Below are 19,634 nucleotides of genomic sequence, written 5' to 3' on the forward strand. Positions count from 1 at the left end.
CGTATCCCGAGGGCTTCCGGGCCGGCCTCGAACTCGGCTCCGGCACCGGCACCGACGCGCTGCGTCCGGCCCGGCGCGGCGCACTCCGGAGCGGACCGTCCGCCGGCCCCGGAAGGCCACCGGCCGGTGTAATACCGTCCCGACCATGAGCGAGAACGTGTACGTGGGCAACGCCCCCGAGGAGGCCGCGCTGGACGCCGGCTGGATCATGGGCCACTTCAAGGCCCCGGACGACCCGCGCCACAACGAGGCCGTCGAGATCAAGTGGGGCGTCCACGAGGCGGGCGACCGGCGCGCCGCCTGGGTGCGCGGCGAGGAACGGCAGGCGCTGCTCGTCCTCATCAGCGGGCGGTTCCGCATGGAGTTCCCCGACCGGGACGTGGTCCTCTCCGAGCAGGGCCAGTACGTCATCTGGGGCAAGGGCGTCGACCACTCCTGGGAGGCCGAGGAGCCGTCGGTCGTCATGACCGTCCGCTGGCCCTCCGTGCCGGGCTACCGCGTCCCGGGCACCGCAGCTCAGTGACCGGCGCCCTACGGAGCCCGGCGCACCGCGCGCCGCGCGCCCCCTGAACCCGCCCGCTCCGGGCCACCCCGGCCCGGAGCGGGGAGGCGACCCCGGCGGGGAGCGGTCCGGAGCGGGCGGAGGGCGGCGCCGACGGGTCAGCAGAGGGCGCGTCGGCCGGGGCGCGCGAGCGGCATCCGCTCCGCCCGCACACCCACGCCCAAGCCCCCATGCAGGAGCGCCCGCCCTCCGGTGAGGAGGACGGGCGCGCTCAGGAGGGGCGCACGGGCCCCGGTGCCCCTGCGGGGCCGACGGGCCGGGCGGAACCGGCCGGCGGGGTCAGGCGTTCTTGATGGCCGAGATGTCGAAGACCAGCTTGATCTTGTCGGAGACGAGGACGCCGCCGGTCTCCAGGGCCGCGTTCCAGCTCAGTCCCCACTCCGAGCGCAGGATCGAGGCGGTGCCCTCGAAGCCGACGCGCTCGTTGCCGAACGGGTCCTTGGCGGCGCCGTTGAACTCCAGGTCGATGGAGAGCGGGCGGGTGGTGCCGAGGATGGTCAGGTCGCCGGTGATCCGGTAGTCGTCGCCGAGGGCCTCCGCCTCGGTGGAGCGGAAGGTCATCTGCGGGAACTCCTCGGTCCTGAAGAAGTCGGCGCTCTTCAGGTGGCCGTCGCGGTCGGCGTTGCCCGTGTCGATGGAGTCCATGGTCACGTCGATCTCGGCGGAGGAGTTCGACGGGTCGGAGCCGTCCAGCTTCAGCGTGCCGGAGAACTCGCCGAACCCGCCCTTGACGTTGGTGACCATGGCGTGGCGGGCCACGAAGCCGATCGTGGTGTGTGCCGGGTCGATGGTGTAAGTGCCGGTCAGGGTGGCCAGGTCCGGGCCGGCGGTGCCGGGCGCGTCGGTGGTGGCGGTCTCGGTGGTCCTGCGGCCGAAGATGCCCATGAGTCTGCTCCTTGGGGACGTGCTCCGGGGCGGAGTCCGAAGCGGGGGAGAAACGGTTGAATGTTCAACGAGTTCGAAGGTAACGCGTTGCAGTTCAACTTTCAACATCTTCGGCTCGGTGCGTGCGGAGCAGGGCCGAGCCCCCCGTCCGGGCCGCGCGGGCGGGGCGGACGGGCCTTCCCGGGGCGGAGGTGCCGGTGGAGTCACCGGCGCCCGACGCGCCCCCTAGTTGGCCGGAACTGATCGATGAGGCCCTCTGGTGACCCGCGTAGAACTCGGGCACTATGCCTCTGCCCCGCCCAGCACGGCCTCCGCACCGCCCCCACGCCCCCCACACGTCCGCGTGCGCAGCACGCCCCGCAAGGAGGACCCCCATGAAGATCCGCTCGGCGCTGAGCGCCCTCGCCCTTGTCGCCGGGGCCGGGTTCGGCGTCATCGGCACCGCCCACGGCGCCACCGCCGCACCGGCCACCACCGGCACCGCCGCCGAGTTCGGCGCGGCCGCCACCAAGATCACCCACGCTCAGGCCACCTCGCGGTTCTCCTCCTCCGGCATCACCTGGTCGTCCTCCGGGGGCTGCTCCGACCGCAACGTCTCCACCTGTACCTCCTTCGACCAGCTGAATCTCGCCACCGCTCAGGGCGCCCAGACCCTCAAGTCGACCAGCGGCTGCGCCATCAACGTCACCGGCGGCACCGAGACCGGCCACGCCGGCGGCACCTACTCGCACTGGAACGGCTACAAGCTCGACTTCTCCAAGAGCACCTGCCTGGACAACTACGTCACCGGTACCTTCACCTACATCGGCCAGCGCGGCGACGGCGCCGCCCAGTACCAGTCGGGCTCCGGCAACATCTACGCCAACGAGGGCAACCACTGGGACGTGACCTACCACAACTGCGGCGGCTGCTGACCGGCCCGCCCAGGCCGCCGGTCCGTTTCGCGCCGGGCCCGCCCCGCCGCTAACCTCGGCGGTGCGGGCCCGGTCGCACCGGTCCGCCGGCGGGCCGGCGCCGCCACATCCCCCGTACGGCGGCAGCCGCTTGTGGGGTCCCTACGGCACCCGGTCCCCGGCGCCCATCCCCGGCGTTTGTCGGAACCCCATAACGCGCACCCCCTCTCGGCAGTCGAATGCACTGCGTACCCCTATCCTCCTGTGCAACCGCTCCAGGAAAACGGCCCGGAGACTGTGAGGAGTCGACGGCAGGTTCTCGGGGCCCGGGTTCGTAGAGTCGCTACATGACCGTTTTGGACGAGACAGCCGAGTCCGGGAGCGGGCCCGCCGACGCCCGTGGCCGCGTGGCCGAGCTCCACGCCCTGCGCGAGCAGGCCGAGCGCGGCCCGAGTGAGAAGGCGACGGCGGCGCAGCACGCCAAGGGGAAGCTGACCGCCCGCGAGCGGATCGCCCTGCTGCTGGACGAGGGGTCGTTCCGCGAGGTCGAGCAGTTGCGCCGGCACCGGGCGACCGGTTTCGGCCTGGAGGAGAAGAAGCCGCACACCGACGGTGTCATCACCGGGTGGGGCACGGTCGAGGGCCGGACGGTCTTCGTCTACGCCCACGACTTCCGGATCTTCGGCGGCGCCCTCGGCGAGGCCCACGCCACCAAGATCCACAAGATCATGGACATGGCCATCGCGGCCGGTGCTCCGCTGGTCTCCCTCAACGACGGCGCCGGCGCCCGTATCCAGGAAGGTGTCTCGGCGCTCGCCGGGTACGGCGGCATCTTCCAGCGCAACACCAAGGCGTCCGGCGTCATCCCGCAGATCAGCGTGATGCTCGGCCCGTGCGCCGGCGGAGCCGCCTACAGCCCCGCGCTGACCGACTTCGTCTTCATGGTCCGCGACACCTCGCAGATGTTCATCACCGGCCCGGACGTCGTCCGCGCCGTCACCGGCGAGGAGATCACGCAGAACGGCCTGGGCGGCGCGGACGTGCACGCCGAGACCTCCGGTGTCTGCCACTTCGCCTACGACGACGAGGAGACCTGCCTCGCCGAGGTCCGCTACCTCCTCTCGCTCCTCCCGCAGAACAACCGGGAGAACCCGCCCACCGCCGAGGCCACCGACCCGGCCGACCGGCGCGGTGACGCCCTCCTCGACCTGGTCCCGGCCGACGGCAACCGGCCCTACGACATGGCCAAGGTCATCGAGGAACTCGTCGACGACGGCGACCACCTGGAGGTCCACGAGCGCTGGGCCCGCAACATCATCTGCACCCTGGCCCGCCTCGACGGCCAGGTCGTGGGCATCGTCGCCAACCAGCCCCAGGCCCTCGCCGGGGTGCTGGACATCGAGGCATCCGAGAAGGCCGCCCGCTTCGTGCAGATGTGCGACGCCTTCAACATCCCGATCGTCACCCTCCTCGACGTCCCGGGCTTCCTGCCCGGCGTCGACCAGGAGCACGGCGGCATCATCCGCCACGGTGCCAAGCTCCTCTACGCCTACTGCAACGCCACCGTGCCGCGGATCTCGCTGATCCTGCGCAAGGCCTACGGCGGCGCCTACATCGTCATGGACTCCCAGTCCATCGGCGCCGACCTCACCTACGCCTGGCCCACCAACGAGATCGCCGTGATGGGCGCCGAGGGCGCCGCCAACGTCATCTTCCGCCGCCAGATCGCGCAGGCCGACGACCCCGAGGCGATGCGCGCGCGCATGGTCAAGGAGTACAAGGCCGAGCTGATGCACCCGTACTACGCGGCCGAGCGCGGCCTCGTGGACGACGTCATCGACCCCGCCGAGACCCGCCAGGTCCTCATCGACTCCCTGGCCATGCTCCGCACCAAGCACGCCGACCTGCCCTCCCGCAAGCACGGCAACCCGCCCCAGTGACGGCCCCCGGGACCGGCGGCGGCCACCTGGCCCCGGTCCCGGTGCGTGCCGCACCGCCCCGCGGACCCACCCGAAGACGAAAGAAGCACCCCATGGCCACACCCACCGTTCCGGCCGGGCCCGAGCAGTTCCTGCGCGTCGAGAAGGGACACGCGGAGCCCGAGGAGCTGGCGGCGATCACCGCCCTGCTGATGGCCCGCGCCGCCGCCGCGCCCGCCCCCGCCGCCCGCCACCGCGGCCGGGACCGGGCCGGCTGGCGCCGCCTGGAGCGCACCCCCGGCTTCCGTGCCCCGCACAGCTGGCAGGGCTGAGCCCCCGCCGCGCCCGCGCGGCACGCCCCGCAGAACCCGACGGCCCCCGTCCCCTCCGGAGAACTCCGGGAAGGGCGGGGGCCGTCGGCGTGTGGAACCGCGAGGCGTGGCGCCGCTAGCGCAGGCGGGCCATGAGGGCGTGTTCGACCAGGGTGATCAGGGCGGACTTGGCGTCGGCGCGGTGGCGCGCGTCGGTGGTGATGATGGGGGCGTCGGGGCCGATCTGGAGGGCTTCGCGTACTTCTTCGGGGGCGTAGGGCTGGTGTCCGTCGAAGCCGTTGAGGGCGATGACGAAGGGGAGGCCGCTGTTTTCGAAGTAGTCGACGGCGGGGAAGCAGTCGGCGAGGCGGCGGGTGTCGACGAGGACGACGGCGCCGATGGCGCCGCGGACGAGGTCGTCCCACATGAACCAGAAGCGGTCCTGTCCGGGGGTGCCGAAGAGGTAGAGGATGAGGTCCTGGTCGAGGGTGATGCGGCCGAAGTCCATGGCGACGGTGGTGGTGGTCTTGTCGCCGGTGTGGGTGAGGTCGTCGATGCCGGCGGATGCGCTGGTCATGACGGCTTCGGTGCGCAGCGGGTTGATCTCCGATACGGCTCCGACGAACGTGGTCTTGCCCACGCCGAAGCCGCCCGCCACCACGATTTTCGCGCTGGTGGTGGAGCGGGCCGCTCCGCCGTTAGAGCTTGCGAAGTCCACTGAGCACCCTTTCGAGCAGTGTCACGTCTGGCTGGCCCCCGGCGTTCTCGTCGCCGCCGGGCTGATGGATGGCGACAAGCCCGGCCTCCGCCAAATCGGCGACAAGGATCCGGGCCACACCAAGAGGTATGGAGAGCAGTGCCGAGATCTCGGCGACCGACTTGATCTCGTGGCACAGGTGGCAGATCCGCTGATGCTCGGGCAGCTGGCCCTGCATCCGGGCGGGATCGGCCGTGGTGTGCACCAGCGCCTCGATGGCGAGCTGGTAGCGGGGCCTGGTCCGGCCGCCGGTCATCGCGTACGGACGGACCAGCGGATTGCCGGAGTTCTGGCCGGAGGCCGACGGCGCCTTCCGCTGCTGCGGAGGCTGCACCGGCTCGATCCGCGGCGCCGGCGGCTGGTGGTACGGCTGCTGCTCGTACGGCTGCTGGTCGTACTGACCCGGGTACTGGCCCGGGTTCTGGTACGGCTGCTGGCCGCCTGGCGCGGAGGGGAAGTCGTACGGGTTCGCGGGCGCGTCCTCGCCCTGCCCCTGAGGCCGGCCCTGGCCGTAGCCATGGGCCCAGTAGGGCTGTGAGCCGTCGGGGGTTGTTGCCACGTCTCCTCCTCCTGCTGTTCCGGGCGCCGTCGTCGGGAGCCGCGTGGCGAAACTTTACGGCCACGCGGCGTTAAAACGTACTGCCTGTCTGTCAGTTGAGAAGGCTTCCCTGGAGCTCAGCCCGCAGATCAGGGGTGAGTACCGTACCCGCCCGGTCCACGAGAAGGGCCATCTCGTACCCAATGAGGCCGATGTCCGCCTCCGGGTGGGCGAGTACCGCGAGGGACGAGCCGTCGGAAATGGACATGATGAAGAGGAATCCCCGCTCCATCTCCACAACTGTCTGATTCACGTCGCCGCCCTCGAAGATCCGGGAGGCCCCGGCGGTGAGGGAGGTCAGACCGGACGCGACAGCGGCGAGCTGGTCGGCGCGGTCGCGGGGGAAGCCTTCGGACATCGCCAGAAGGAGTCCGTCGGCGGAGACCACCACCGTGTGCGACACCCCGGGGGTGTTGTCCACGAAATTGGTGATCAACCAGTTCAGGTTCTGTGCCGCCTGGCTCATCGGGCTCACACTAACGCTCCTGGTTGTAGGTGCTGTCAGGCCCGCGGTGCTGATCCGGCGAAGCCTGGCCGTTCGTGTCACTTCCTGCGGTGCGGCCCCGCTGGACGCCGCGGCGCAGGTTGCTGAGCCTGCCCCGTACGTCCTCGGGATCGCGGGAGACCTGAGGGCCGCCCTGCGGGGTCTGCTCGGCCGTGCCTTCGACCAGGTTGGCCTTCGGCACCCGGCGGGGCAGTCCGGAGGGAGTCGTCCCCCCGGCCTGCGGCCGCGCGAGCTTGCCCGCCTCGTTCCAGCGGTCGTCGTTGGACGAACGCCAGTCGTCGTGGTCGCCGCCGTCCACGGAAAGGTTCCGCTCTCCGGAGGGGGGCTGCGGCGGTATTCGGCCACCCAGCTCGCCCTGCGGGCGGCCCTGCTGCCGGCCCGCCCCACCGGTGGCGCGGCGCGGGAGGCCCGCGTCCGTGACCTCGCCGACGGCACTCGGCGCGGGGCCGGGCCGCTCGAAGCCTGCGCCGCCTCCGTTGGCCCCCTCACTCCCCGGGAAGCCTTCCGCATCCTGGCCGAACTGGGGCGCGTAGCCGTCCGGGTAGCCGTTCTGGCCCTGCCAGTCTCCCTGGGTGCCGCTGTTCCCGGCGTCGTAGCCGGATTCCGCATAGCCCTCGTTGGCGGCGTAACCGGTGTACTGGTCCCGCTGGCCGCCCTGCGAAGCGTCGGCCCCGGGGTAGCCCTGGCCCGGCCAGTCGCCCTCGTAGCCGCCCTGGCCGTCGGGGCCCGCCTGCGGTCCGCCGAAGCCCTGACCGCCGTAGCCGTCGTCGTAACCCTGGCCGGGAACAGGCTGGCGCTCGTCGAATCCGTACTCCTGCGCACCGCCCTGGCCGGGCTCCTCGTCGCGGAAGAGCGGACGGCCGTCGGGCGAGAAACCCGGCTCGTGCTGGGACTCCAGTGCGGCCCGGCGCTCCTCGCGCAGGAGCGAGCGGCCTACCGGGCCGAGCTCCTGGAACTCTCCGTCCCGGTCCGCGCGGTAGCGGTTGTCGTCGAAGCCGAGCTCGGCCGCGGTGCGCAGCGGCGCCACCTCGTGGGCCTGCTGCTCGGGGATGATCGAGGAGACCGTGAACTCGGAGTCCGAGCCTTCCCCGCCACCGCCACCGTGGGTGATCGCGTCCGGGAGCATGACCAGCGAGGTCGTGCCGGCCTGCTCGCCCGAGGGGCGGAGCTGGACGCGGATGCCGTGCCGGTCCGCGAGGCGGCCGACCACGAAGAGGCCCATCCGCTGGGAGACGGCCACGTCCACCGTGGGCGGGTTGGCCAGCTTGTGGTTGATGTCGGCGAAGTCCTCGGCGGTCAGGCCGATGCCCTTGTCGTGGATCTCCACCATGACCCGGCCGTCGGGCAGCCGCGTCGCGGTGACCTTGACCTTGGTCTGCGGCGAGGAGAACGTCGTGGCGTTCTCCAGCAGCTCGGCGAGGAGGTGGACGAGGTCGGTCACGGCACGGCCGTGGATCTCCGCCTCCGGCACACCCGACATCTCGATGCGCTCGTACTGCTCCACCTCGGAGGAGGCGGCGCGGAGCACGTCCACCAGCGGGACCGGCTGGTCCCAGCGGCGGCCCGGCTCCTCACCGGCGAGGACGAGGAGGTTCTCACCGTTGCGGCGCATACGCGTCGCGAGGTGGTCGAGCCTGAAGAGGTTCTCCAGCTGGTCCGGGTCGGCCTCGTTGTTCTCCAGGCCGGTGATCAGCGTCAGCTGGCCCTCGATGAGGGACTGGTTGCGGCGCGAGAGGTTGGTGAAGATCGCGTTGACGTTGCCCCGCAGCAGCGCCTGCTCGGCGGCGAGCCGGACGGCCTCGCGGTGCACCTGGTCGAAAGCGCGGGCGATCTCGCCGATCTCGTCCGTGGAGGTGATCGGGATCGGCTCCACCCGGGTGTCGATCTGGCCCGGGTCGGTCCGCGACAACTGGTCGACCAGGGAGGGCAGCCGCTGCTCGGCCACGCTGAAGGCGGCGCTGCGCAGCTGCCGCATCGAGCGGCCCATCTGCCGGGCCATCATCGCGGCGATGACGAACGCCACGAGCAGGGCCAGGACCACCGCGACACCGGTGATGATCGCGTCGCGCTTGGCGTCCGAGGCGATCTGCGCCGCCTCCTGCACCGCGTTCTCGGCGAGGTCCGACTCGATGGAGCGGTACAGGTCGAACTTGGCGGTCGTCTGCGCCCACCACGCCTCGGGCGTCACGCCCTGCGCGGCCAGGCTCTCCGGCGTGCTCGCCGGGTTGACGATCAGCCCCACGGCCTGCTGGCCGGAGGGCGGCGCGACGTAGCGCTCACCGGCGGCCCGGGCCTCCGAAGCGGCCTCACGGGCCTGCTTCTCGGCCTTCGCCTCCAGCTCCTTCTGCCCCGCGACCAGCTTCTTCTCGTCCGCCTCCATACCGCTGGAGGTGTACTCCTCGATGGCGATGCCCTCGAGGTAGGCGTAACTGCTGAGCGCGATGCGCTGCTTGCCGAGGCTCGCCGCGTCCGGCCCGGGGTTGACCAGCAGGTGCATGCCGAGCGAGCGCTGGAGCGACAGGGCCGCCTTGGTCAGCGAGATGGCGTAGGAGGTGCGCCCGTAGGTGGTGATGTTGCCGGTGCCCAGGCCCAGCTCGTTGGCGAACTCCATCAGCGGGTGCTGGACGGCGACGTAGCCCTCTTCGGTCTCGACGCCCTTGAGCTTCTTGGTGTACGCCGCCTCACGCAGCGGTTCCAGGTTCGGCTCGACGTCGCGGAAGGCGTCCAGGCGGCGCTTGAGTCCGGGCTTGTCCGGCATCGTCCGGACGGCCACGTCGAACTCCTCGCCGGCCGCGTCGGTGGCGGCGCGGGCCTTGACCACCTCGGCGTCGTTCCGCTTGCCCTTGAGGAAGGGCTCGGCGGAGACGTCGCGCTCCTCGATGAGGCGGTTGCCGTAGTTCAGCGCCGCCTCGACGACGCGCGCCGTCTTCTCGGCGTCCTGGGCCTCGCGCCAGGTGTCGATGGAACCCGACACCTGGAAGCTGCCGACCACCAGGCCGACCGCGACCGGCAGCAGGAGAATGGCGTTGAGTCTCGCGGGTACCCGCCAGTTGCGCGGGGAGAAACGATTGCCGCTCCCCTGGGGAGCGGCGGACTCACCCGCGTCCTGAGCGGGAGACGCCGCAGCGCGCTGCGGCGGGGTGAAGTTACCCCGCGACGGCGGTGCGGGGCTCGTCGTGCTTCGCCTCACTCGACCAACAACCTCTCGGCGGCGGCACCCGGGCGGGGCCGCAGTCGTCTCCAGGCCCGTGTGCTACTGGGCAGTTCGACGCATTCCAGCACGTCAGGCGGTGCTCCACCAAACAGCCTGGAGAGCCTTCACGAGAGCCGCCGAGGCGGAGACAACCCGGGCATAAACGGTGAGCGGCGGCAAATGCCCGGGGGGTCGTGCGCGCAGCGGCACGGATCGACCGCGACCCGTGGCGGCACGGTGGCAATTCTCTGTCGAAAACGTTATGAACACAGCGGCGGACCGTGTCCGAGGACACAGCCCGCCGCTGCGAGGTCTTCACACAACTTCCTTGACGGCGACTCTACTTGAGACGGGCCATGAGGGCGTGTTCGACCAGGGTGATCAGGGCGGACTTGGCGTCGGCGCGGTGGCGCGCGTCGGTGGTGATGATGGGGGCGTCGGGGCCGATCTGGAGGGCTTCGCGTACTTCTTCGGGGGCGTAGGGCTGGTGTCCGTCGAAGCCGTTGAGGGCGATGACGAAGGGGAGGCCGCTGTTTTCGAAGTAGTCGACGGCGGGGAAGCAGTCGGCGAGGCGGCGGGTGTCGACGAGGACGACGGCGCCGATGGCGCCGCGGACGAGGTCGTCCCACATGAACCAGAAGCGGTCCTGTCCGGGGGTGCCGAAGAGGTAGAGGATGAGGTCCTGGTCGAGGGTGATGCGGCCGAAGTCCATGGCGACGGTGGTGGTGGTCTTGTCGCCGGTGTGGGTGAGGTCGTCGATGCCGGCGGATGCGCTGGTCATGACGGCTTCGGTGCGCAGCGGGTTGATCTCCGATACGGCTCCGACGAACGTGGTCTTGCCCACGCCGAAGCCGCCCGCCACCACGATTTTCGCGCTGGTGGTGGAGCGGGCCGCTCCGCCGTTAGAGCTTGCGAAGTCCACTGAGCACCCTTTCGAGCAGTGTCACGTCTGGCTGGCCCCCGGCGTTCTCGTCGCCGCCGGGCTGATGGATGGCGACAAGCCCGGCCTCCGCCAAATCGGCGACAAGGATCCGGGCCACACCAAGAGGCATCGACAGCAGGGCCGACACCTCCGCCACCGACTTGACCTCGCGGCAGAGGTGGCAGATCCGCTGATGCTCGGGAAGCAGCCCCTGCAACTGCGCCGGGTCGGCCGTGGTGCTGATCAGTGCCTCGATGGCGAGCTGGTAGCGGGGCCTGGTCCGGCCGCCGGTCATCGCGTACGGACGGACCAGCGGTTGGTCACCCTCCTCGCCGTACGAGGCATGCTGGGAAGCTCCGTACGGGTCGTGAGAGGGACTGGGCGGGGTCATGAATCCTCCGGGCGGGACAGCAAGGGGTCTGCGTGCCGTCTGACTGGGCCGGCGGTGGGGGGAAGGCGAAGCGGCCGGGCTGATGATGATCGGACGGTGGTACGGCCGTACGTCGTGCGGGTCGGGCTAGTGGAGCAGGCTCCCCTGGAGCTCGGCGCGCAGGTCCGGCGTGAGCACGGCCCCCGCGCGGTCGACCAGCAGGGCCATCTCGTAGCCGACCAGGCCGATGTCGCACTCCGGGTGCGCCAGCACCGCGAGGGACGAACCGTCCGAGACCGACATGATGAAGAGGAAGCCGCGCTCCATCTCGACCACGGTCTGGTTGACCGGGCCGCCCTCGAAGATCCGGGACGCCCCGGCGGTCAGCGAGGTCAGACCCGACGCGACAGCGGCGAGCTGGTCGGCACGGTCACGCGGGAAGCCTTCGGACATCGCCAGAAGGAGTCCGTCGGCGGAGACCACCACCGTGTGCGACACCCCAGGGGTGTTGTCCACGAAATTGGTGATCAACCAGTTCAGATTCTGTGCCGCCTGGCTCATCGGACTCAACTAACGCTCCTGCTGGTGAGAGGGGCCGGGGTAACCACCGGTCCGGGAGCCGTCGCCCTGCGGCGCGCCCCCCTGACCACTCTGGTAGCGACCCTGCTGGATGCCCCGACGGAGATTGGTCAGCCGGCCGCGCACGTCGTCGGGGGCGCGCGAGACCTGAGGACCGGTGGGGTGCTGCTGCTGCTCGGCCGTACCCGGCACGAGGTTGGCCTTGGGGACCCGGCGCGGCAGACCGGAGGTGGTGACGCCGCCCGCGGAGGGCTGGCGTACCCGCTCGGCCTGCTTGACCAGTTCGTCGTTGGGCGAGGCCCGCCACGAGCTGGCCACCGGCGCCGCCGGACGCCGCTGCGGCGCGGGCTCCGGGGCCTGCTGCCGCAGGGGCTCCGGGCGCTGCTGCTGCGGGGCCGGCGCGGGCTCCGGGGCCTGCTGCTGCCCCGGGCCGGCCTGCGGCTCGCCGCCCTGACCGCGGAACCAGTTGGTCTCCAGCGTGTCGTAGAGCGGGGTGCCGCCGTCACCGCGGCCCGACGGGGGCAGGTCGCCCTGCCCGCCGTGCGGCTGCTGCGGCAGACCCGGGCCGCCGGACCGCTGCGCGCCCTGGCCGGAGCCGTACGCGTCGTAGCCCTGCTGGCCCTGCTGCTCCTGGGCGGCGTAACCGCCCTGGTAGTCCTGGTAGCCGCCGTCCTGGTAGCCGCCCTGCGCGCCCTGCTGCTGCGCCGGGACCGCCGGGAACTGGGAGGTGGCGCCCGGGCCCGAGAGCTCGTCGTACGGAGCCTGGCCGGCCTGGCCCTGCTCGTACCCCGGCGCCGGGAACTGGCCCGTCGCGGAGGGGCCGTACGCGTCCTGGCCGCCCTGGTGCTGCTCGCGCACCGCGGGGAACTGCCCCGTGGAGCCCGGGCCCTGCTGCTCGGAGACGGCCGGGAACTGCGCCGTGGCGTCCGGCTCGTCGTGGCCGCGCGGGGCGTCGTGCGCCGCCGCGTGCTCGTTCGACCAGCTCGGCCGCGACGGCTCGCCGCCCGGCGCCGCGGGCAGCTCGGCCCGGGGACCGCTCGGCGGGAGCTGGCCGCCGCCGGAGCGCGGGGGAAGCTGCGGCCTGCGGCGGCCGTCGGCACGCCGGCCCGGCCCGGTCGGCGGGACCGCGCCGAGGCTGTCCGCCCCGGTACCGTCCTGCCGCTGTACCGGTATCTGCGGCCGCTGGTCACCCTGGCCCGAAGCCGGGAACGGGGCCTCGCCGGGGCCGCCCTGGCGGGGGCCGCGGTCGGCCGGACGGTCCTGCGGGCCGCCCTGGCCGCCGCCGAAGAGGCTGCCGGCGCCGCCCTGGCCGCCGGAGGCCGGGCCCGCGCCGAAGAGGTTGGTGGAGCCGCCGCCCTGCTGGGGGGCGTCGCCGCGCATCGCCGCGCCGGGCTCGCGCCCGGGCAGCGCCGCACGCGGCGAGGAGGAGCCGACCTGGCCGCGGGCCTGGCCCGCGCCGAGCTGGCCGCCGGGGCCACCGGGACCGCCGGGACGGCGGCCGCCGGGAACACCCTGCGGGCCCGGGGCGGCGCCCTTCTTCGGCGGAACCTTCTTGCCGCCCTGGGCGACGTCGACCGGGAGCATGACCAGCGCGGTCGTACCACCCGAGTCGGAGGGGCGCAGCTGGATGCGGATGCCGTGGCGCTGCGAGAGGCGGCCGACCACGAACAGACCCATGCGGCGCGAGACCGAGACGTCCACCGTCGGCGGCTGCGCGAGCCGCTCGTTGATCGCGGAGAGGTCCTCGGGGGAGAGGCCGATACCCGTGTCGTGGATCTCGATCAGCACCCGCCCGTCGGGCAGCGCGTGACCGGTGACCTTGACCTTGGTCTGCGGGGAGGAGAACGACGTGGCGTTCTCCAGCAGCTCGGCGAGGAGGTGCACGAGGTCGTTGACGACACGGCCGGCGACGTCGGTGGCGGGCACCGAGGCCAGCTCGATGCGCTCGTACTGCTCCACCTCGGAGGCGGCGGCGCGGAGCACGTCGACCAGCGGGACGGGGCGCGTCCACCGGCGGCCCGGCTCCTCGCCGGCGAGGACCAGGAGGTTCTCACCGTTACGGCGCATGCGGGTCGCGAGGTGGTCGAGCTTGAAGAGCGAGGAGAGCTGGTCCGGGTCGGCCTCGCGGGACTCCAGTTCGGAGATGAGCGAGAGCTGACGCTGGATCAGGCCCTGGCTGCGGCGCGAGAGGTTGGTGAACATCGCGTTGACGTTGCCGCGCAGCAGCGCCTGGTCGGCGGCGAGGCGGACCGCCTCGCGGTGCACGTCGTCGAAGGCCGCGGCCACCTTGCCGATCTCGTCGCGGGAGTGCACACCCACGGACTCCACCGAGGTGTCGACGTCCTGCGGGTCCGACTCGGAGAGCTGCTGGACCAGCTCGGGCAGCCGCTCCTGGGCGACCTTGGTCGCGGTGTCCTGGAGGCGGCGCAGCGAGCGGATCATCGACCGGGAGACCACGAAGGCGCCGACCAGCGACACCCCGAGGACCAGCAGGATCAGCGCACCGTTGATGTACGCGTCGCGCTCGGCCTCGTTGCGCAGCTCACGGGCCTTCTGCTCCATCTCGGTGAGCAGCGTGGTCTCGATGCGCTGCATCTGGTCGAGCTCGGCGGAGGCGTCGTCGAGCCAGTCGCGGTACGAGCGCTTGTCCAGCATCCGCATGCCGTTGGGCTCGGTCAGCACGCGCTTGGCGTAGGCGTTGGCCTCGGTGATCGTCGCGTTGTTGCTCAGCGGCTTCAGCAGGGTCTCGGCGTTGCCGTCGTAGACGCCGCCGAGGATGGCGAGGGAGCCTTCCTCGTTCTTGAAGGCGTTGGAGCCGTAGCGCCGGTCGGTCTCGGAGAGCTCGCCGTAGGCGCGGTCGTTGGGCGGCAGGGCGGCGGCGATCACGGCGCGCTGGACCGAGGCGTACTCCTTGGCGGAGGAGAAGGCCGCGAGCGCGCGGGTGCGCTGGATCATGTCCGGGTTGCTGGTCGCCTGCGCCATGTCGGTCGACAGGTCGAGCAGCTGCTCGACGAGCTGGCTGTACGCGTCGATCGTCTGGGAGACGGACTGGTCGTCCTGGTACGCCTCCTTGCGGACGTCACCGAGCGTGTAGAGCTGGCTGGTGATCTGCCGGACGTTGCTGCGGACGCCGTCGAGGGCCTGCTCGTCCGCGCTCTCCAGGTCACGGGTGCCCTCCAGGAACACCTGCCGGGCGCGGTCGGTGTTCTCCCGGTGGCTGCGAACGTCGTAGTCGGTCGCCTTGCCGCCGTGGGTGAGCGGGCCGGCCGACTGGTCGCGCTCGTTCTGCAGCGCGGTCGCCAGGCGGGTGGCGTGCTTGGTCATCTCGGTGAGCAGCTTCATGTTGTCGAGCTGCTCGATCTCGTCCATGGACGAGTTGATACGCATCGCGCCGAGCGAGGTGGCCGCGACCACGGGCAGCGTCAGCAGCGCCACCAGGCGCGTACTGATGCGCCAGTTGCGCAGCGCTATTCGCGAGCCGGGACCGGTGGGAGCCTTCGGCTTGGCCGGGCTCTCGCCGGCCTTCTCCGCCGCTCCGTCCTGGGAGGTGGAGGCGGTGGGGGAGCCGCCCGCACGCTCCTTGTCCCGGCCCTTGGCGGGGCCGGTGTTCCGGGCGTGCTGGGTCGACTGGCCGCGGTCACTCCCGCCGCGCGGCTCGGATTCGGCCGCAGCGCTGCCATCCCTCTTGAAACGTCCCTGCACTGGCGTCGCAACCTCTGGACCAGGCGTTCCGCCGCTGCATGCGGTGGAACGGAGTCGATTCGGGGGGCCTTTTCCGATGGGTACCGGGCCCCAGGTGGTCGTGATGGACCGGCGCGTCCTCCCCTTTCACCGCCACGCGGCGCTGTTGCGCCCCCTGCGCGCCGACCGTTTCGAGCGGCGGTCCGGGGAATTCCAGCACAGTGCAGGATCTCCAACAAGGCCCGTGGGTAACCCCGAGACACAGGTGACCGGATGTGAGCACGACATCACCAACGGTGGGAACGGATCCGCAACATAACGGACTTTTGCTGACGAGGCGCAAGGTCTCGGCGCGTCGCGTCCGGCTGTCCCAGTCGCCATGATCGGGAGCGGAATGAGGGCTTCGGCGGTGCATTGTCCGTTTCCCCGCCTCGAACAAGCGGTCCGAACTGTCCTCATTGTCCCGCCTTTCGTGAGCAAACTCACATGAAGATCATGGCTCCTTCTCGACTTTGCGGGGGATGTGCATGTTTAGCCTGACGCTTTACTGGGATGACGCGTCCGGAACGCGAACCGGCCCCGGCCCACCCCTCCCAGGGGCGCCGCCCTCACCCTCCGGCCCGCGCCCCGGCGCACCGCGACGCACCCCGCCCCGAGCGGCGGACGCCACCCGCGACCGGCCGCCGCCCCGGCCGGCCAGGACCCCACGACCGGCCGGCACCACCACCGGCACCACCTCGACGCAGACAAGGGCCACAGCAGCAGATGACCACCACCCCGGCGCCCCGCACCACCGCCAACCCCCGCCGCACCACGCTGGCCCGCCTCACCGACGCCGCCGCGCTGGGCTGGCCCGCCGTCCGCCCCGACGCGGGCCCGCTGCCCGCCGTGACGGCCAACCCGCGCCGCACCCTGCTGATGACCACCCCCGCCGTCACCGGTGTCACCTACGGCGCGAAGCTCCCCGGCCGGACCGCCAACCCGGTGCGCACCATCCTCATGACCGCCCCGGCGCCCCGCACCGCCGCGCCCGCACCGGCGGCCGCCGCCGCCGAGTAGCCACCCGCTCCGGCGCCCCGCACACCTCGCGCCCCGTGCCCCGGGCCCGCTCCGCGCGGTCCGGGGCACGGGGCGCGTTAGCCTGGGGTGTCCGACTTCAGCAGCGTCAGCAGTAGCAGAGGGGCAGCCGCAACCCGTGCGCATCGCCAGGTTCTCCATCGACGGCAATGTCGCCTTCGGGGCGGTCGAGGGTGACAGCCCCGACAGCCTCGTCCTCGACATCATCAAGGGCATCCCGTTCGCCGACTTCGAGCTCTCCGGCACCAAGGTGCCCGTGGACAAGGTCCGGCTCCTGCCGCCCGTCCTCCCCAACAAGGTCGTGGCCATCGGGCGCAACTACGCGGAGCACGCCAAGGAGATGGGCGGCGGCGTCCCCGACGTCCCTGTCACCTTCTTCAAGCCGTCGACCTCCGTGATCGGCCCCGGCGACCCCATCGCGTACCCCTCCTTCACCGAGGAGCTGCACCACGAGGCGGAGCTGGCGGTCGTCATCGGCCGGATGTGCCGCGAGGTGCCCCGCGAGCGCGCCCGCGACGTGATCCTCGGCTACACCTGCGCCAACGACGTCACCGCCCGCGACGTGCAGCGCCGCGAGGACCAGTGGGCCCGCGCCAAGGGCTTCGACAGCTCCTGCCCGCTCGGCCCGTGGATCGAGACCGACGTCGAGCCGGACGACCTCACCATCCAGTGCACGGTCAACGGCGTCCAACGCCAGCTCGGCCGTACCAGCGACATGGTCCGCTCCGTCGAGGAGCTGATCGTGCACATCACCGAGGCCATGACCCTGCTCCCGGGCGACGTCATCCTCACGGGCACCCCGGCAGGCGTCGGGCCGCTCACCGTCGGCGACGAAGTCGCCGTCTCCATCGAAGGCATCGGCACTCTCACCAACAAGGTGATCAAGCGTGGCTAGCGCAGCAACCCCCTCCTCCCCGGTCCGCGTACGGTTCTGCCCGTCGCCCACCGGCAACCCGCACGTCGGACTCGTCCGCACCGCCCTCTTCAACTGGGCCTACGCCCGCCACACCGGCGGCACCATGGTCTTCCGCATCGAGGACACCGACGCCGCCCGCGACTCCGAGGAGTCGTACCAGCAGCTCCTGGACTCCATGCGCTGGCTCGGCCTCGACTGGGACGAGGGCCCCGAGATCGGCGGCCCGCACGCCCCGTACCGCCAGTCGCAGCGCATGGACCTCTACAAGGACGTCGCCGAGCGCCTGGTCGCCGAGGGGTACGCCTACCCCTGCTACTGCACCACCGAGGAACTGGAGGGGCGCCGCGACGCCGCCCGCGCCGCCGGCCGCCCCTCCGGGTACGACGGCCACTGCCGCGACCTCACCGCCGAGCAGAAGGCGGCGTACGAGGCCGAGGGCCGCAGCCACATCATCCGGTTCCGGATGCCCGACGAGGCCATCACCTTCACCGACCTGGTCCGCGGCGAGCTCACCTTCCAGCCGGAGAACGTCCCCGACTACGGCATCGTCCGGGCCAACGGCGCCCCGCTGTACACGCTGGTCAACCCGGTCGACGACGCCCTGATGGAGATCACCCACGTCCTGCGCGGCGAGGACCTGCTCTCCTCCACCCCCCGCCAGGTCGCCCTCTACCAGGCCCTGGCCAAGCTCGGCATCGCCCAGCAGGTCCCGGCCTTCGGCCACCTGCCGTACGTGATGGGCGAGGGCAACAAGAAGCTCTCCAAGCGCGACCCGCAGGCCTCGCTCAACCTCTACCGCGAGCGCGGCTTCCTCCCCGAGGGCCTGCTGAACTACCTCTCGCTGCTCGGCTGGTCCTTCTCCGCCGACCAGGACGTGTTCACCGTTCCCGAGATGGTCGCCAAGTTCGACATCGCGGACGTCAACGCCAACCCGGCCCGCTTCGACCTCAAGAAGGCCGAGGCGATCAACGCCGACCACATCCGGATGCTCGACGCCGCCGCCTTCGCCGAGGCGTGCGCCCCGTGGCTGGTCGCCCCGTACGCCCCCTGGGCGCCCGAGGACTTCGACCAGGCGGTCTTCGACACCATCGCGCCGTACGCCCAGACCCGCCTGACGGTGCTCTCCGACATCACGGCCAACGTCGACTTCCTCTTCCTCAAGGAGCCGGTCTTCGACGAGGCGTCCTGGACCAAGGCGATGAAGGGCGACCCGCTGGCCCTGCTGACCACCGCCCGGGAGAACCTCCAGGGCGCCGACTGGACCAGCGCCGAGGCCCTCAAGGACGCCGTCCTGAAGGCGGGCGAGGCGCACGGCCTCAAGCTCGGCAAGGCGCAGGCCCCGGTCCGCGTCGCGGTCACCGGCCGCACCGTCGGCCTGCCGCTCTTCGAGTCCCTCCAGATCCTCGGCAAGGACGCCTCCCTCGCCCGGATCGACGCGGCCATGGCGAAGCTCACCGTGTAACAGCGCTCCGTACGCCCGTGGGGGCGGTGGCCGGGCCGGCCACCGCCCCCACGGGCGTTTCCGCGCCCCTGGCCGCGGCCGCCCGCCGGAGTTAGATTTCGTCCCATGGGGAGCAGCCGGATCCAGGCCGTGGTGTGGGACGTCGACGACACCCTCTTCGACTACGGAAGCGCCGACCTCGCCGGTATGCGCGCCCACCTCGCCGTCGAGGGACTGCTGGAGGAGCACGGTGGCGAGCAGGCCGCCCTCGCCCGCTGGAAGAGCGTCTCGGTGACCCACTGGCGCCGCTTCGTGTCGGGCGAGACCGACTTCGAGGGGCACCGCCGCGACCGGGTCAGGGAATTCCTCGGCACCACCACCCTCACCGAGACCCAGGCCACCGCCTGGTGGGAGCGGTACGTCGCGCACTACGAGAGCGCCTGGTCGCTCTTCCCCGACGCCGCGGCGGCCCTCACCGCCGTCGCCGGCGTCTGCCGGCAGGCCGTCCTCTCCAACGCAAGCCTCCTGGTCCAGGAGCGCAAGCTCTCCACCCTCGGCGTCCGCGACCACTTCGAGAGCGTCGTCTGCGCCGTCGAGCTGGGCATCGCCAAGCCCGAGGCCGGCGCCTTCCTGCACGTCTGCGAGGCGCTGGGCCTCGCCCCCGCCCAGGTGGCGTACGTCGGCGACGACCGCGAGGTGGACGGCGTCGGCGCCCGGGACGCCGGGCTGCGCTCCATCTGGGTCGACCGGGACGGCACCCGGGGCCGCGCCCCCGAGGGGGTCGAGCGGATCACCGGGCTGGCCGAGCTCCCGGTGCTGCTGACCGGGCAAACCCGTTTTGGAGCCCGGTCCACCTTCGGGTAATGTTCTTCCTGCGCCGCCCGGGCGGGCCGAAAGGCCGAAGGGAAGCGCACACCGAAGGAAAACCCCCATCGGGGGTTGAATTTTGGTGGGCTATGGTGTAATTGGCAGCACGACTGATTCTGGTTCAGTTAGTCTAGGTTCGAGTCCTGGTAGCCCAGCTC

Annotated in this window: 17 protein-coding genes and 1 tRNA gene; 9 read left to right on the forward strand and 9 right to left on the reverse strand. The window is 71.7% G+C overall.

What is annotated here, in order from left to right; translation table 11 throughout:
- Positions 1-145: 145 nt before the first annotated feature.
- Complete coding sequence (locus ACFWMZ_RS19905) at positions 146-523, forward strand: signal peptidase I (protein ID WP_383179701.1); 378 nt, start codon at positions 146-148, stop codon at positions 521-523.
- Positions 524-841: 318 nt separating this feature from the next.
- Here ACFWMZ_RS19905 and ACFWMZ_RS19910 read toward each other — a convergent pair whose 3' ends face one another.
- On the reverse strand, positions 842-1,447 hold the full coding sequence (locus ACFWMZ_RS19910) for a YceI family protein (RefSeq protein ID WP_383203148.1): 606 nt from the start codon (positions 1,445-1,447) through the stop codon (positions 842-844).
- Between the two features lie 374 nt (positions 1,448-1,821).
- On the opposite strand from ACFWMZ_RS19910, the gene ACFWMZ_RS19915 reads away from it, so the two are divergent.
- The 3 genes from ACFWMZ_RS19915 (at position 1,822) to ACFWMZ_RS19925 (ending at position 4,591) form a co-directional block, all read left to right on the forward strand.
- Positions 1,822-2,361 carry a hypothetical protein gene (locus tag ACFWMZ_RS19915; protein WP_383203150.1) on the forward strand — a complete coding sequence of 180 codons (540 nt, stop codon included), beginning with the start codon at positions 1,822-1,824 and terminating at the stop codon, positions 2,359-2,361.
- Positions 2,362-2,687: 326 nt separating this feature from the next.
- Entirely contained in the window at positions 2,688-4,280 is a 1,593-nt protein-coding gene (locus ACFWMZ_RS19920) for an acyl-CoA carboxylase subunit beta (protein WP_383179709.1), read from the forward strand.
- A gap of 92 nt (positions 4,281-4,372) precedes the next feature.
- Entirely contained in the window at positions 4,373-4,591 is a 219-nt protein-coding gene (locus ACFWMZ_RS19925) for an acyl-CoA carboxylase subunit epsilon (RefSeq protein ID WP_383179712.1), read from the forward strand.
- 115 nt (positions 4,592-4,706) lie between these two features.
- Here the strand turns inward: ACFWMZ_RS19925 and ACFWMZ_RS19930 are convergent, their stop codons facing one another.
- The 8 genes from ACFWMZ_RS19930 to ACFWMZ_RS19965 all read right to left on the reverse strand — a co-directional run bounded on the left by ACFWMZ_RS19930 (position 4,707) and on the right by ACFWMZ_RS19965 (position 15,196).
- The gene (locus tag ACFWMZ_RS19930) at positions 4,707-5,288 is read right to left on the reverse strand and encodes an ATP/GTP-binding protein (RefSeq protein WP_015507042.1); all 582 of its coding nucleotides are present in this window, start codon (positions 5,286-5,288) and stop codon (positions 4,707-4,709) included.
- A complete protein-coding gene (locus tag ACFWMZ_RS19935) occupies positions 5,269-5,886 on the reverse strand; it encodes a DUF742 domain-containing protein (RefSeq protein ID WP_383203153.1) in 618 nt (205 codons plus the stop codon). Before ACFWMZ_RS19935 ends, ACFWMZ_RS19930 begins: the two co-directional genes overlap by 20 nt.
- A 91-nt stretch (positions 5,887-5,977) precedes the next feature.
- Positions 5,978-6,391, reverse strand: a complete 414-nt coding sequence (locus ACFWMZ_RS19940; RefSeq protein WP_003951070.1) for a roadblock/LC7 domain-containing protein — start codon at positions 6,389-6,391, stop codon at positions 5,978-5,980.
- Between the two features lie 10 nt (positions 6,392-6,401).
- Positions 6,402-9,422: a nitrate- and nitrite sensing domain-containing protein gene (locus tag ACFWMZ_RS19945; protein WP_383184198.1), complete on the reverse strand. Its 3,021-nt coding sequence runs from the start codon at positions 9,420-9,422 to the stop codon at positions 6,402-6,404.
- A 541-nt stretch (positions 9,423-9,963) separates the two neighbouring features.
- Positions 9,964-10,545, reverse strand: a complete 582-nt coding sequence (locus tag ACFWMZ_RS19950; protein WP_008417513.1) for an ATP/GTP-binding protein — start codon at positions 10,543-10,545, stop codon at positions 9,964-9,966.
- The gene (locus ACFWMZ_RS19955) at positions 10,526-10,936 is read right to left on the reverse strand and encodes a DUF742 domain-containing protein (RefSeq protein WP_003951073.1); all 411 of its coding nucleotides are present in this window, start codon (positions 10,934-10,936) and stop codon (positions 10,526-10,528) included. Before ACFWMZ_RS19955 ends, ACFWMZ_RS19950 begins: the two co-directional genes overlap by 20 nt.
- 126 nt (positions 10,937-11,062) lie before the next feature.
- Positions 11,063-11,476, reverse strand: coding sequence for a roadblock/LC7 domain-containing protein (locus ACFWMZ_RS19960; protein ID WP_003951074.1), 414 nt, complete (start codon positions 11,474-11,476; stop codon positions 11,063-11,065).
- Positions 11,477-11,485: 9 nt separating this feature from the next.
- Positions 11,486-15,196, reverse strand: coding sequence for a nitrate- and nitrite sensing domain-containing protein (locus tag ACFWMZ_RS19965; protein ID WP_383203158.1), 3,711 nt, complete (start codon positions 15,194-15,196; stop codon positions 11,486-11,488).
- A gap of 744 nt (positions 15,197-15,940) precedes the next feature.
- Here ACFWMZ_RS19965 and ACFWMZ_RS19970 point away from each other — a divergent pair.
- The 5 genes from ACFWMZ_RS19970 to ACFWMZ_RS19990 all read left to right on the forward strand — a co-directional run bounded on the left by ACFWMZ_RS19970 (position 15,941) and on the right by ACFWMZ_RS19990 (position 19,631).
- Positions 15,941-16,234, forward strand: coding sequence for a hypothetical protein (locus ACFWMZ_RS19970; protein WP_383203161.1), 294 nt, complete (start codon positions 15,941-15,943; stop codon positions 16,232-16,234).
- 136 nt (positions 16,235-16,370) lie between these two features.
- Positions 16,371-17,147: a fumarylacetoacetate hydrolase family protein gene (locus tag ACFWMZ_RS19975; protein ID WP_383182562.1), complete on the forward strand. Its 777-nt coding sequence runs from the start codon at positions 16,371-16,373 to the stop codon at positions 17,145-17,147.
- A complete protein-coding gene (gene gltX, locus ACFWMZ_RS19980) occupies positions 17,140-18,630 on the forward strand; it encodes a glutamate--tRNA ligase (protein WP_383182564.1) in 1,491 nt (496 codons plus the stop codon). Before ACFWMZ_RS19975 ends, gltX begins: the two co-directional genes overlap by 8 nt.
- A 105-nt stretch (positions 18,631-18,735) precedes the next feature.
- Positions 18,736-19,473: an HAD family hydrolase gene (locus ACFWMZ_RS19985; protein WP_383182566.1), complete on the forward strand. Its 738-nt coding sequence runs from the start codon at positions 18,736-18,738 to the stop codon at positions 19,471-19,473.
- 86 nt (positions 19,474-19,559) lie between these two features.
- Positions 19,560-19,631, forward strand: a tRNA-Gln gene (locus tag ACFWMZ_RS19990).
- Positions 19,632-19,634 lie beyond the last annotated feature (3 nt).

The sequence above is a fragment of the Streptomyces sp. NPDC058373 genome, from assembly GCF_042723275.1.
In the GTDB taxonomy this organism is placed as follows: Bacteria; Actinomycetota; Actinomycetes; order Streptomycetales; family Streptomycetaceae; genus Streptomyces.

Coding starts and splice junctions, on each gene's coding strand:
- ACFWMZ_RS19910 (WP_383203148.1), bottom strand. CDS start 1,447: ATGGGCATCTTCGGCCGCAGGACCACCGAGACCGCCACCACCGACGCG.
- ACFWMZ_RS19960 (WP_003951074.1), bottom strand. CDS start 11,476: ATGAGCCAGGCGGCACAGAATCTGAACTGGTTGATCACCAATTTCGTG.
- ACFWMZ_RS19915 (WP_383203150.1), top strand. CDS start 1,822: ATGAAGATCCGCTCGGCGCTGAGCGCCCTCGCCCTTGTCGCCGGGGCC.
- ACFWMZ_RS19970 (WP_383203161.1), top strand. CDS start 15,941: ATGACCACCACCCCGGCGCCCCGCACCACCGCCAACCCCCGCCGCACC.
- ACFWMZ_RS19920 (WP_383179709.1), top strand. CDS start 2,688: ATGACCGTTTTGGACGAGACAGCCGAGTCCGGGAGCGGGCCCGCCGAC.
- ACFWMZ_RS19925 (WP_383179712.1), top strand. CDS start 4,373: ATGGCCACACCCACCGTTCCGGCCGGGCCCGAGCAGTTCCTGCGCGTC.
- ACFWMZ_RS19940 (WP_003951070.1), bottom strand. CDS start 6,391: ATGAGCCAGGCGGCACAGAACCTGAACTGGTTGATCACCAATTTCGTG.
- ACFWMZ_RS19905 (WP_383179701.1), top strand. CDS start 146: ATGAGCGAGAACGTGTACGTGGGCAACGCCCCCGAGGAGGCCGCGCTG.
- ACFWMZ_RS19955 (WP_003951073.1), bottom strand. CDS start 10,936: ATGACCCCGCCCAGTCCCTCTCACGACCCGTACGGAGCTTCCCAGCAT.
- ACFWMZ_RS19985 (WP_383182566.1), top strand. CDS start 18,736: ATGGGGAGCAGCCGGATCCAGGCCGTGGTGTGGGACGTCGACGACACC.